The 13,268-nt window shown below is 27.5% G+C and carries 12 protein-coding genes; all 12 read left to right on the plus strand.

Annotated elements, in window-relative coordinates; all coding sequences use genetic code 11:
* Positions 1-141 precede the first annotated feature (141 nt).
* Positions 142-1,257, plus strand: coding sequence for a glycosyltransferase family 4 protein (locus tag UGRO018_RS16520; protein ID WP_416327611.1), 1,116 nt, complete (start codon positions 142-144; stop codon positions 1,255-1,257).
* A 6-nt stretch (positions 1,258-1,263) separates the two neighbouring features.
* Positions 1,264-2,568, plus strand: a complete 1,305-nt coding sequence (locus UGRO018_RS16525) for a nucleotide sugar dehydrogenase (protein ID WP_416327612.1) — start codon at positions 1,264-1,266, stop codon at positions 2,566-2,568.
* A gap of 20 nt (positions 2,569-2,588) precedes the next feature.
* Positions 2,589-3,563 (plus strand): SDR family oxidoreductase, encoded by a 975-nt coding sequence (locus UGRO018_RS16530; RefSeq protein ID WP_416327613.1) that lies wholly within the window; start codon positions 2,589-2,591, stop codon positions 3,561-3,563.
* Entirely contained in the window at positions 3,564-4,934 is a 1,371-nt protein-coding gene (locus tag UGRO018_RS16535) for a phenylacetate--CoA ligase family protein (protein WP_416327614.1), read from the plus strand.
* Between the two features lie 27 nt (positions 4,935-4,961).
* The gene (locus tag UGRO018_RS16540) at positions 4,962-6,050 is read left to right on the plus strand and encodes a CapA family protein (protein WP_416327615.1); all 1,089 of its coding nucleotides are present in this window, start codon (positions 4,962-4,964) and stop codon (positions 6,048-6,050) included.
* Positions 6,040-7,254 carry a glycosyltransferase gene (locus tag UGRO018_RS16545; RefSeq protein ID WP_416327616.1) on the plus strand — a complete coding sequence of 405 codons (1,215 nt, stop codon included), beginning with the start codon at positions 6,040-6,042 and terminating at the stop codon, positions 7,252-7,254. The genes UGRO018_RS16540 and UGRO018_RS16545 overlap by 11 nt, the downstream gene beginning before the upstream one ends.
* A gap of 17 nt (positions 7,255-7,271) precedes the next feature.
* The gene (locus tag UGRO018_RS16550) at positions 7,272-8,315 is read left to right on the plus strand and encodes a polysaccharide biosynthesis protein (RefSeq protein ID WP_416327617.1); all 1,044 of its coding nucleotides are present in this window, start codon (positions 7,272-7,274) and stop codon (positions 8,313-8,315) included.
* A gap of 2 nt (positions 8,316-8,317) precedes the next feature.
* On the plus strand, positions 8,318-9,472 hold the full coding sequence (locus tag UGRO018_RS16555) for a polysaccharide biosynthesis C-terminal domain-containing protein (RefSeq protein ID WP_416327618.1): 1,155 nt from the start codon (positions 8,318-8,320) through the stop codon (positions 9,470-9,472).
* A gap of 10 nt (positions 9,473-9,482) precedes the next feature.
* Positions 9,483-10,469, plus strand: coding sequence for a hypothetical protein (locus UGRO018_RS16560; protein WP_416327619.1), 987 nt, complete (start codon positions 9,483-9,485; stop codon positions 10,467-10,469).
* A complete protein-coding gene (locus UGRO018_RS16565; RefSeq protein ID WP_416327620.1) occupies positions 10,466-11,680 on the plus strand; it encodes a hypothetical protein in 1,215 nt (404 codons plus the stop codon). The genes UGRO018_RS16560 and UGRO018_RS16565 overlap by 4 nt, the downstream gene beginning before the upstream one ends.
* Positions 11,680-13,023 carry a lipopolysaccharide biosynthesis protein gene (locus tag UGRO018_RS16570; protein WP_416327621.1) on the plus strand — a complete coding sequence of 448 codons (1,344 nt, stop codon included), beginning with the start codon at positions 11,680-11,682 and terminating at the stop codon, positions 13,021-13,023. The genes UGRO018_RS16565 and UGRO018_RS16570 overlap by 1 nt, the downstream gene beginning before the upstream one ends.
* The coding region (locus UGRO018_RS16575; RefSeq protein ID WP_416327622.1) for a UDP-N-acetylglucosamine 2-epimerase at positions 13,013-13,268 on the plus strand (256 nt) is incomplete at its 3' end. The genes UGRO018_RS16570 and UGRO018_RS16575, both read left to right, overlap by 11 nt.

Below are 13,268 nucleotides of genomic sequence, written 5' to 3' on the forward strand. Positions count from 1 at the left end.
GATACGCTAATTTTCATTATTATGAAAAAAGAGAATCGTTTAATTATGATGTTATCAAGAGGGAAGGAAAATAAAATGAAATTATAGGTTATATTTTCCATGTTTGTAAAGATATTTAAACTGTAAAGTAAAGGTGAAAATATGATAGAAAATTCAAAAAAAATTTTAATTATTTCAAATTATGCGGATAAGCTCCATATAATGAGAAAGGAATTGATTAAAGATTTAATAGAAAGAAATTATAATGTAATATTAGCGGGTTCTGAATTAAAGGATGGTATAAATGTTGATTATTTCTCGGAAAGTATTATTTCACAATTTTTACCAATTAGTAGGTTTAACATAAATCCTTTGAAAGAAATCAAGGTCTTGCTCAGTATAAAAAAAATTTTAAAAAATATAAAACCGGATATTGTGTTAGTTTATGGAATTAAAATTATTCCATCTTGTGTTATAGGTTCTAGGATGGCAGGTATTAATTGTGTTTTTAGTTATATCAATGGTGCAGGAAGTTTATTTATTAAGGATTCATTGAAAATAAGATGTTTAAGATTGGTTGCATTTCCAATGATTAAATTATCACTTAGTTTGTCAACAAAGGTTTTTTTTCAAAATAATGATGATATTTTAGAATTCATAAATAAAAAATTGTTGAAAAAAAATAAGGGAATTGTAGTAAATGGCTCTGGTGTTAATATGAGTGAATATCCTCCAACTAAGGTTAAAGGGAAAACAACTTTTTCAATTATTGGTCGTCTAAGTGTTGAAAAGGGAATTCAAGAATTCATCAAGGCTGCAGAAATCGTAAAATCAAGATATCCAAATGTAAATTTTATCGTTGCAGGAAAGTTAGAAAGTGAAAGTTTAGGCGAAATGCTCAATAAAGCAATTAATGAGAATATCATTAGCTATTTAGGAGAAATTCAGAATAGTAATGAAGTTTTAAATGATACAACCGTATTTGTTTTACCTTCATATAGAGAAGGATTGCCAAGGGTTAATTTAGAAGCAATGTCTAAGAAAAGAGCTTTAATAACTACTGATACTATTGGGTGTAGAGATACAGTTATTGATGGATATAACGGATTTCTAGTACCTATAAAAAATGTGGATTTAATCGTTGAACGAATGATTGAGTTCATCAATGATAGTTCCTTAGCAATTAGAATGGGAGAGAATGGTTATAAATTATGTAAAGAGAAATTTGAAGTAAATAAAGTTAATTCGTTTTTGATAAAAAAAATGTGTAAGGAGTAGAAAATTATGATATATGAAGATTTATTAAACGGAAAAGCAAAGCTAAGTCTAGTTGGATTAGGTTATGTAGGAATGCCAATAGCAGTGGCGTTTTCTAAAAAAATTAAAGTTATTGGATTTGATGTTAATGAAGAGAAGATAGCATTATACAAATCTGGGATTGACCCAACTAAAGAAGTAGGTGATAACGTCATTCAATCTTGTAAAGTTGAATTTACCTCGGATTCAAATAAATTAAAAGAAGCAAAATTTCATATAATTGCAGTACCAACTCCAGTTTGTAAAGATCATACGCCTGATTTGAGTCCAGTTGAAGGAGCATGTGAAATAGTTGGAAACAATTTAACAAAAGGTTCTATAGTTGTTTTTGAATCAACAGTGTATCCAGGTGTAACGGAAGATATATGTATACCAATACTTGAAAAAAAGTCTGGCTTGAAATGTGGAGTCGATTTTAAAGTAGGATATTCACCTGAAAGAATAAATCCTGGGGATACAGAGCATAGATTAGAAACTATAGTTAAAATTGTTTCAGGTATGGATGAAGAAAGTTTAGAGGAAATAGCAAAAGTGTACGAATTAGTAGTAAAGGCAGGCGTACATAAAGCTGAATCAATAAAAATTGCTGAAGCAGCAAAAGTGATTGAGAATTCACAAAGGGACATTAATATAGCTTTTATGAATGAATTATCAATCATTTTCAATAAAATGGGAATTGATACAAAAGCTGTGTTAGAAGCCGCAGGAACTAAATGGAATTTTTTGAAATTCTATCCAGGATTAGTAGGAGGACATTGTATTGGAGTAGATCCTTATTATTTGACATATAAAGCTGAGCAAGAAGGTTATCATTCACAAATAATTTTATCTGGCAGAAGAATAAATGATGATATGGGAAAATTTGTTGCTGAATCAACTATTAAAACTATGATCAAAGCAAAACAAAGCATTAATAATGCAAAAATAGGAGTTTTAGGATTCACGTTTAAAGAAAATTGTCCAGATACTAGAAATACAAAAGTTATTGATATAATAAATGAATTAAAAGAATATGGAGTAGAAACAATTGTTGTAGATCCTATTGCAGATGGAAATGAAGCAAAAAGGCTGTATGGCATAGAATTTAAAGATATACAAGAACTAAAAAACCTAGATGCACTGATAATTGCTGTTAATCATGATGCATTTATGAATTTAAGTTCAAGAGATATTGAAAATATGCTTAATGCAAAAAAAGTGCTTATCGATGTAAAAGGTATTTTTGATAGAAAGAATTATGAAACACAAGGATTTAATTATTGGAGATTATAGAGAAAAAAAGGAGAAAAAATATGTCATATACAGATTTAGTATTTCCAAAAGGAAGTAGATTTCTAATTACAGGAGGAGCAGGTTTTATAGGTTCTAATCTTTGTGAAGCTATTTTGAATTTAGGTTATGATGTAGTATGTTTAGATAATTTATCCACTGGAAAGCAAGCTAATGTTAATATGTTTCTAGAGAATCCAAACTATACTTTTATAAAAGGAGATATAACAGATTTTGATACTTGCTATAACGCTTGTAATGGCATAGATTATGTTTTAAATCAAGCGGCTTGGGGTTCAGTTCCAAGAAGTATTGAAATGCCTTTATTTTACGAAAAAGTAAATATAGGGGGAACACTTAATATGATGGAAGCGGCTAGACAAAATAATGTAAAAAAATTTGTTTATGCATCAAGCTCTAGTGTATACGGCGATCATCCTGTATTACCTAAAACTGAAGGGCAAGAAGGCAATATATTAAGTCCGTATGCATTGACTAAAAAAGTTGATGAGGAGTATGGGAAGCTATATAAAAAACTTTATGATTTAGATACATATGGTTTAAGATATTTTAATGTATTTGGAAAGCGTCAAGATCCTAATGGGGTATATGCTGCAGTAATTCCAAAATTTATAAAACAACTTTTAAATAAGGATAAACCAGTAATAAATGGTGATGGTAAACAATCACGTGATTTTACTTATATAGAAAATGTAATTGAAGCAAATTTAAAAGCATGCTTAGCTTCTAGTGATGTAGCTGGCGAAAGTTTTAATATTGCTTATGGTGGTAGAGAGTACTTAATAGATATATATAATCATTTATGCAAAGTGCTAGATGTGAATATTGATCCTATTTTCGGTCCAGATAGAGCAGGGGATATTAAGCATTCAAATGCAAATATCGAAAAAGCAAGAAAAATGCTAGGATATGATCCTCAATATGATTTTGAAAAGGGAATACAACTAGCAATAGAGTGGTATAAGGAGAATCTGTAAATGTCAGTTGCAAAAAAAGTATATATCTATTTGCCTACTTTTATACAAAATTGTGGCGTTAGTATTTATGGTGCATATCAAAATAAGCAAAGATTTGGTAAAATATACAAGGATGAAATGAAAAGATTAAATGAATTAAATTATAGCGATTTGGAAACACAAAAAAAAATACAAGAACAAAGATTTTTAGAGCTTTTAGAATTTGCAGTATCAAAGAGCCACTTTTATAAAAATTTTTATAAAAACATAGATATTAATGCGATTAGAGGGATAAGCGACTTAGATAAATTACCTATCTTAGAAAAAGAAATTCTTAGGAAAAATATAAATGATTTTTATACAATTCCAATTCATAAAGGGATAAAAATGTTTACAGGTGGCACAACTGGGAAATCTCTAGAGGTTGTTTTTACAAAAGAAGATATGCAAAAAAGATATGCTTATTTACATACATGGGAAAAAAAACATGGAATACTGCCAGACATGAAAAGGGCGACTTTTAGTGGACGACAGATATTAAATAAAAATAAAGAAACCAAAATTTTTTGGAGATATAATAAATCAAGAAATCAAATGTTATACTCAACTTTTGATATGTTAAGAGAAAATCTTCCATATTATGTAGAAAGTCTTAATGAGTTTAAACCAGAAGTAATAAATGGTTTTGTTTCTTCTATATATGATTTAGCTTTATTTATAAAAGAAAATGATTGTAAGTTAACATTTACTCCTAAGGTAGTGTTTACAACATCTGAAACTTTGCTACCCTATCAAAAAAGAGAGATAGAGAACGTGTTTACTTGTCCTGTAAGAAATCAATATGGATCTTCAGAAGGCGCACCTTTTATAACAGAATGTAAAGAAGGTAAGTTACATTATAATATCGATACTGGTATTATTGAAGAATATCAAACTGATTATGGTACTGAGATGCTTGTTACATCTTTTACTACTCATGGGACACCATTAATTAGATATAGAATCGGAGATATGTGGAAACTTAGTCATGAAACATGTAATTGTGGATCATGTCATCCAATAGTTTCTTTTATTGAAGGAAGACAAGTTGATTTCTTATATGCAATTGATGGTTCTAAAGTTTCATTATCGCATTTAGCTGATGTAATCAAAGGTTTTCCTAATAGTATTGTAAATATGCAGTTTTGGCAAAATGATATTAATGCTATTGAAATACATTTAGTTATAGATAAAGAAAAGTTCAATAGAGATAAAGGAGAATCAGAAATAATAAAACAAATGAAATATAGATTCGGTAATGATATAAGAATATCATTTATTTATGTTGATATGATACCAAAAGAGAAAAGTGGGAAATATGCCCTTATTAAAAATAATGTGTTAAAAAAGTAATAAAATACTGAAAGGTTGTAATCAATTATGAAAATTGCATTGCTAGGTGATATGGCATTAATATCTAATTTTGACTTGACGAAAAACGATAAAAAATCAATAGAAGTTAATTTGTCTTTTTTAAAAGATAAATTAAATGAGTATGATTATGTTATAGCTAACTTAGAGACTCCTTTAACGAATAAAAGAAAGTCTTTAATGTGTAAATCTATGCATCTTAGGAGTGATCCTATAAATGTTGATATTTTGAAATATCTAAAGGTAAATGCAGTTTCAATTGCTAATAATCATATGTTAGATTTTGGAAAACAGGGGTTGTTAGATACTATAAAAATCTTAGAAGAAAATAATATTGAATGGTATGGAGCGTTTAATAAAAGTTTATTAAAGAAATTTAATGATGTTTCACTATCTTTATCTGGATATTGTTGTTATAGTACAAATGCAATTGGTATTGGCAAATATATTAATGAATTATCATTAAATAATTTATGTAAACAAATGGAATTTGATAAAAAAAATAATGCTATTTCATTACTTTCTTTGCACTGGGGTCTTGAACATACAAATTATCCTTCTTTTGACCAAATTAAGATAGTTCAGAAAATTAATAAATATAACGATTATATCATTCATGGTCACCATTCTCATACTATACAGGGATATCAAAGATCTGACAATAAAAAAATATGTTTTTATAGTTTGGGAAATGCAATATTTGATGATTGTATATCTATAAATGATAAGAAAAAAGTTGAATTAACTGATGAGAATAAAAAGACTTTTATAGCGGGTCTAAATATAGATAATGAAAAGATAAGGTTCAAAGGAATTGGTATACAATTCAATCAATATAAAGCAAGTCCATTTGATATAGATTATGAATTAAATAAATTAAGTAATTCATTAAAAGGTATTGAAAGAAAAGAGCAATATGTTGATATAGAGAATTTAAGAAACAAACAAATTTCAAAAACTATTGATAAAAAGTTTGGAAAAAAAGATTTAAAGTGGGTATTACAAAGACTAAATTATTATTCAATAGGTTCATTTCTCTTAGGAAAAATAAGAGTAGAAAAGTATAAGAAAATAATGGAGAAATTCAATGAACAATAAAACAATTATATATATGGGTAATTTTCAGATGTTTCCTCTAAATGCGGCTGGAAAAAGAGTATTAAACAATTCGAAATTACTTAAATCGATTGGATATAATGTTATTATAATTTCATGTGAGAAAGTTTCTGAACAAACAATTAAAGAAATAGATGGAATAAAAGTATATTCTGTTTCATATCCTCTCTCAACTAAAGAATGGTTGGAATATGAAAAGGTATATAAAAACATTATAACAATTTTTAATGAAATAGAATTAAAAAATGAAGTTTGTGCAATAATAAATTATGGGGCGCCAAGAATTTCTTTCTTTATGAAAAAAATTTTAAATTTTTGTAAGAAAAAAAACATAATTTGTATATCAGATTGTGTAGATTGGTTACATACGCCAAGAAACGGAAACGTTGTTTTTAGATTGGCAAAATGGGCAGATACAACATATCAAAAAAGATATATAAATAAAAAAATGGATGGAATGATTGTTATAAGTGAATTTTTAAAAAAATATTATGAACAAACAATTAAACATATTATTATTTTACCTCCTTTATCAGAGAAATGCTTTAATTCACTAAAACCAATTAATATAGATGAAAATGCTGTAAACATTTTGTATGCTGGTATACCTTTTAATACTAAAAAAATTATTAAAGATCCTATAGATATGAAGGACAGATTAGATTTAATAATAAAGTGTTTCGAAAAAATGACTGATATTAACTATAATCTCCACATCTATGGTTTAGAAAAAAAAGAAGTTATTTTCTCTATGCCAAGTCTAGAAAATACAATTAAAAAAATTGGTGAAAAAATACATTTTTATGGATTAAAAGATAATGATTTTATACTAAATGAAATAAGTAAATGTGATTATACAATATTGTTTAGAGATAAAAAAAGGGATACAACAGCTGGATTTCCTACAAAAGTTGCAGAAAGTATAACACAGGGTACTCCTGTTATCACAAATGATACAAGCGATATAAGAAATTATTTAGAAAAACAAGGTCTTGCTTTTTTTGTCAACGATATCAATGATGCAACTAATGAAGTAAAAAAAATCATAGAAAACAATAAAAGTCAAATTAATGATTTGAAAAATAAATGCAAAAGTTCGGGAATTTTTGAATATAGTTCATATCAACTTGAAATGAAAACCTTTATGTCAGAATTAAAAAAAGAAGGGAGTAAAATCCTATTATAATAGGATAGTAATAAATTATGAAACAGTTTAAGGATAAAATATTAATGATTACTGGAGGAACAGGCTCATTTGGAAACGCAGTGTTAAATCGATTTTTAAATACAGATATAAAAGAAATAAGAATCTTTTCGAGGGATGAATTAAAACAAGATAACATGCGTCATGAGTATCAAGCAAAATACCCTGAAGTTTCAGATAAATTAAAGTTCTATATTGGAGATGTTCGAGACATTAATTCAATTAAGAATGCAATGCACGGTGTCGATTACATTTTTCATGCTGCTGCGTTAAAACAAGTACCGAGTTGTGAATTCTTTCCAATAGAAGCAGTGAAGACAAATGTCTTAGGAACAGAAAATGTATTAACAGCAGCAATCGAATGTGGAGTTAGGAAAGTAGTATGCTTAAGTACAGACAAAGCAGCATATCCAGTAAATGCCATGGGCACTAGCAAGGCTATGATGGAAAAAGTAATCGTAGCAAAATCAAGAACGGTTGATCCAGAAAAAACAAGCATCATGTGTACAAGATATGGAAATGTATTAGCATCAAGAGGTTCGGTTATACCTCTTTTTATTTCGCAAATTAATGATGGAAAGCCTCTAACATTAACTGAACCAAGCATGACTCGCTTTGTAATGACTTTGGAAGAAGCGGTAGATCTAGTTCTATTTGCTTTTGAACATGGAACAAGTGGAGATATCTTTGTACAAAAAGCGCCAGCTTGTACAATTGATGTACTTGCTAAAGCGACTAAAGAATTATTTCATTCTGAAAATGAAATTAAAGTTATCGGTATTCGTCATGGAGAGAAAATGTATGAGACCTTGTTGACAGATGAAGAATGTGCTAATGCAATAGATCTAGGTGATTTCTATAGAGTACCAGCAGATAAACGAGATTTGAATTATGATAAATATTTTTCAGAAGGCGTAGAAAAAAGTCAATTATCTCAATTTAATTCTAACAATACTAGATTGATGACATTAGAACAAGTAAAAAATAAATTACGTGAAGTCCCTTTAGTTAGGGAAGAACTAAAAAAATGGGAGAATAAATAGTTATGAAAATTCTAGTTACTGGTGCAAAAGGCTTTGTTGGTAGAAATCTCGTTGAAACATTAAAAACAATTAGAGATGAAAAAAATAAAATGTTTTCTTTAACATCTAATCTTACATTATATGAGTATGATCTGAATAGCGCAAAAGAAAAACTGAAAGAGTTTTGTGCTGATTGTGATTTCATTGTTCATTTAGCAGGTGTAAATAGACCACAAACTCCTTCTGAATTTTATGAAGGAAATCTTGGCTTTACTGAGGCTCTTTGTTCCTATTTGAAAGAAGCAGGAAACAAGTGTCCTATTATGATTTCCTCTTCAATTCAGGCAGAAAGAGATAACGATTATGGGAAAAGCAAAAAAGCTGGGGAAGGTGCTTTATTATCTTTTGGGAAAGAAAATGGTAATCCTATTTATATTTATCGTTTTGCTAATCTGTTTGGCAAATGGTGTCGTCCTAATTACAATAGCGTAGTTGCAACATGGTGTCATAATATTGCTCATGGTCTAGATATTCAAATCAATGATCCATCAGTAACATTACCATTATGTTATATTGATGATGTTGTAGAGGAAATTATCCATTGTATTTGTGGTAATCCATATATTGTTGATGGTGTTCATTATGGCGTAGAAAAGGTATATGACTGTACCTTAGGAGATTTAGCAAATACAATCAAAAGCTTTAAAGAATCAAGAACAAGTCTTGAAGTAATTAATCAAGCAGATGAATTAACAAAGAAGCTTTATGCAACTTATCTAAGCTATCTTCCTGAAGATGCATTCAGCTATCCATTGAAAATGAATATCGATGAAAGAGGTAGCTTTACAGAATTCTTAAAGACAAAAGAATGTGGACAAGTTAGTGTGAATATATCCAAACCAGGAATTACAAAGGGAAATCATTGGCATCATACAAAGAATGAAAAGTTTCTTGTAGTCAGTGGAACAGGTCTGATTCAATTCAGAAAAATCGGTGAAGAAAAGATTATTGAATATCAAGTAAGTGGCGAAAAACTAGAAGTGGTAGACATTCCAACTGGTTATACGCACAACATTATCAACGTAGGGGATACAGATATGGTAACGATCATGTGGGCCAATGAAATGTTCGATCCTAATAAGCCGGATACTTATTTTGAAAAAATATTAATAAATTAAGGAGGATCTTATGTTTGAAATACCTGTAGTTCTATTCATATTCAAACGAGACACTGGGTTAAAAAAAATTATAGAACGTATAAAAATAGTTAAACCTAAAAAATTATATCTAATTGCGGATGGTCCAAGAAACTCTATTGAGGAAGAACAAACAAAAAAATGTAGAACTCTTATTGAATCTTTAATTGATTGGGATTGTGAAATAATAAAGAATTATGCAGAAACTAATAGAGGTGTTTATTCAAATATAGGAGAAGGAGCTAAATGGGTGTTATCAAAAGAAAAATGGGCTATATTTCTTGAAGATGATAATCTTCCAGAAGTTTCCTTTTTTAGTTATTGTAAGGAATTGTTAGAAAAATATGAAGAAAACGATAAAATATTATGGATTTGTGGAACCAATTATCTAGAAGAATATGAATCACAATTTAGTTATATGTTTACTAAACATTTATTGCCATGTGGTTGGGCATCTTGGTCTAATAAATTCTTGAAATATTATGATGGTTTATTATTAACATTGAATAACAAGGATGTTAATGAAAAATTTAGGTTAAGTTATAGTAATTCTGCATTGTATAAACAACAATTAAGATCAATAAAAAGGACTAAATACTTGTTATCTACAAACAAAAAAATTAGCTCTTGGGATTATCAAATGGTATTTTCAGTTAGGTCAAATGAAATGTATGGAATATCTCCTAAAGTTAACCTAATAGAAAATATAGGAGTTGATGCTTTTTCCGAACATGGGGGTAATTCAAAAAAGAATAAAAGAGTTAATCAGTTTTGTGGTATGAAATCAAAGGAAATTCAATTACCTTTAAAACACCCTTCTGAGATATCAATTGATGAAGAATATGAAAAAAGAATAGGAAAAATAATATTATACCCATTAAGTTCTAGGATAATGTTATTTTTTTCAAAATATATTAAAAAAATTCTTCGATTAAATGAATATGATAGTTTGCAACAGTTTTTAAAGGTGAGAAAATGATTTCATTAAATAAAACAATAAAAAAAGCTACTTGTTTTTTTATTGTTATTTCAGTAATCTTAAATAGTGGAAGTGCATTAAGTTTAATAGCACCATCATTCTGTTTTTATTTTCTATTTGCAACTTTTTGTGTTTTATTGTGTGTTTTTTTTAACAGAGTGAAAACTTCAAAATTGCACATAACGGACCTTAATATGAATATACTTATTCTTATATTTATCTCTATTTCTTCCTTGATTGTCAATAGTGATTATGCTTATTTATCATCTTTATTTAGATATTTAATTGTGATTTTAACGGCATATATAATAACAAGTATTTGGGATATTAAACATGTTTTAAAAGTCTATATCAGTGTAATATATTATATAAGTTTAATATCTTTAGTGTTTTATTGCCTTGGTTTGATTTTTCCTTTTTTTATAAGCTCATTTCCAACTATGAAAAGCGAGACAACAACTTATTATAGCATCTTAATTTATAATATAACTACATATTCTTTTAAACGTAATATGGGCATTTTTTGGGAGCCATCACTGTTTTCATCATTCTTGTGTTTAGCTATTTTTTTTCAGTATCATTTCTTTAGAAAAGATAGTAAAATTAAACTTATAGTATTAATAATTACTTTACTAACAACACAGTCAACAGGAGGTTATCTTTGTTTTCTTTTAATAGTCTTTTCATTTTTTTCGCAGGGTAAAAAAACGAAATACTATTTTCTATATAATTGTTTAATTATATTTGCTATTTTTTTCTTTATTTTAAATTGGAATAATATATTGGATTTTTTATATAAATTAAATCCTTTAGTTTTTCAGAAATTATTTGATAAAACTGATAATATATCATATTCAGCAAGAATGCTTTGCCCCACAATCAACTTAGAACTATTTTATTCAAATCCAATATTTGGTAACAGTATTGGAAATACAAATATGATGTTTTATTTTAAAACAAAAGGATTAGTATCGCAGACTTCTATGACAACTTACTATCTTGCAACTTTCGGTTTATTATCAATTATAACGCCAATTACTTTTGCTAAATCCGTATTTAAAAGAAAAAAATTTTCTGTTATAACAAGGATTATATTTGTTATTTCTTTTTTTATAATAATTAACAAAGAATCACATTTTTATTTTGTGATGACTTATATAATTATTTTTGTTTTTATGAATGATATTAAAGCGAGGAGGTCAAGGCATTAATGAAAAAAGATTCTACTTTATTTAGAAACATATTTGGTTCTTTCACTGTGAAAGGATTATCTATTATACTTAATTTTCTCACAATGCCTGCATACTTGAGTTATTTTGAAGATAAATCAATCTTAGGCTTATGGTTGGCAATTATAGGTGTGTTAACGTGGATAGTTAATTTTGATCTAGGTATAGGAAATGGATTAAGAAATAAATTAGTAAAATATCTTGATGAAAATAACATGAAAAAGGCTAAAGAGTATATTTCTTCCGCATATATGATGCTTTCTTTTATATCATTAATTATTGCTTTTTTTGGATATTTTTTGATACAAAATATGGACTGGAATAATTTATTTAATATATCTAGTGAAACTGTTTCTAGAGAAATGTTGAGTTTGGTTATTTCTTTTACTTTTGTTGGTTTGTTATTATATTTTGTACTTAAACTGATTAGTTCGATTCTTCTCTCAATGGAAAAAGTCGCATTAGTTAACTTCTTACAACTCCTAACAAATGCATGCAATCTTGTTTATATATTGATAATAAAAGAAGAGAATCCACAAATTGCATTAAGAAATCTTTCGTTTTTTTATATTATATCTTTAAATTTGCCTTATTTAATCACAACTGTAGTATTATTTTTTGGCAAATTGAGAAAATGCAGACCATCAATTTTTTATGGAAATAGAAAAATTGCTATGAATATCACTTTTTTAGGAGGAAAATTCTTTTTTATACAATTGATGTTATTAATCATTAATTCAACAAATGAATTCTTTATTTCAAATATATTTGGTCCAAATTATGTAGTGGATTATCAAATATACTATAAAGTGTTTTATTTAATAGTTACTTTATTCTCTTTGATAACAAATCCAATTTGGTCAAATATTGCTAGGGCAAATAGCAATCAAGATTATAGATGGATTAGAAATCTTCAAAAAAAATTAAGAACTATGTCATTAATTAGTGCACTAGGTATTTGTATTATTATTTTTGCTTTTCCATTTATTGTTAAAATTTGGTTAAATAATAATAACTTCAAATATAATTTGACATATGGACTTGTTTTTGGATTATATAGCATAGTCATGATTTTTGTTTTATCGGAAACTGCTATAGCAAATGGATTAAGTAGATTGAAAGTACAGTTAATTTATTTTACTATTGCAGGATTTATTAAAATTCCATTAACTTATTTTTTTGATTTTATGAATTTTAGTTGGATTGGTGTTGTAATAGTCAACATAATAATATTAATACCACTTATTGTTGCGCAAATAAACGATACAAAAAAATTTTTAATAATTAATATTAAGAAGCATAGGGAGGCATACTATGAATCATAAAATAAAATTAATGATAATCATAGGTACAAGACCAGAGATTATTCGTTTATCAGAAGTCATTAAAAAATGTGATAAATATTTTGATCAGATCTTGGTACATACTGGACAGAATTATGATTATTGTTTGAATCAAGTGTTTTTTGATGATCTTGGGTTAAGAGAACCAAATTATTATTTGGAAGCTGTAGGAAATGACCTTGGTGAAACAATCGGGAATATCATTGCGAAAAGTTATAAATTGATGT

The sequence above is a fragment of the Hoskinsella mucinilytica genome, assembly GCF_045223415.1.
Taxonomy (GTDB): Bacteria; Bacillota_I; Bacilli_A; order Erysipelotrichales; family Erysipelotrichaceae; genus Hoskinsella; species Hoskinsella mucinilytica.

Bases quoted from the DNA above. Each gene is read 5' to 3' on its own strand.
- UGRO018_RS16520 (WP_416327611.1), top strand. From the start codon at position 142: ATGATAGAAAATTCAAAAAAAATTTTAATTATTTCAAATTATGCGGAT.
- UGRO018_RS16525 (WP_416327612.1), top strand. From the start codon at position 1,264: ATGATATATGAAGATTTATTAAACGGAAAAGCAAAGCTAAGTCTAGTT.
- UGRO018_RS16530 (WP_416327613.1), top strand. From the start codon at position 2,589: ATGTCATATACAGATTTAGTATTTCCAAAAGGAAGTAGATTTCTAATT.
- UGRO018_RS16535 (WP_416327614.1), top strand. From the start codon at position 3,564: ATGTCAGTTGCAAAAAAAGTATATATCTATTTGCCTACTTTTATACAA.
- UGRO018_RS16540 (WP_416327615.1), top strand. From the start codon at position 4,962: ATGAAAATTGCATTGCTAGGTGATATGGCATTAATATCTAATTTTGAC.
- UGRO018_RS16545 (WP_416327616.1), top strand. From the start codon at position 6,040: ATGAACAATAAAACAATTATATATATGGGTAATTTTCAGATGTTTCCT.
- UGRO018_RS16550 (WP_416327617.1), top strand. From the start codon at position 7,272: ATGAAACAGTTTAAGGATAAAATATTAATGATTACTGGAGGAACAGGC.
- UGRO018_RS16555 (WP_416327618.1), top strand. From the start codon at position 8,318: ATGAAAATTCTAGTTACTGGTGCAAAAGGCTTTGTTGGTAGAAATCTC.
- UGRO018_RS16560 (WP_416327619.1), top strand. From the start codon at position 9,483: ATGTTTGAAATACCTGTAGTTCTATTCATATTCAAACGAGACACTGGG.
- UGRO018_RS16565 (WP_416327620.1), top strand. From the start codon at position 10,466: ATGATTTCATTAAATAAAACAATAAAAAAAGCTACTTGTTTTTTTATT.
- UGRO018_RS16570 (WP_416327621.1), top strand. From the start codon at position 11,680: ATGAAAAAAGATTCTACTTTATTTAGAAACATATTTGGTTCTTTCACT.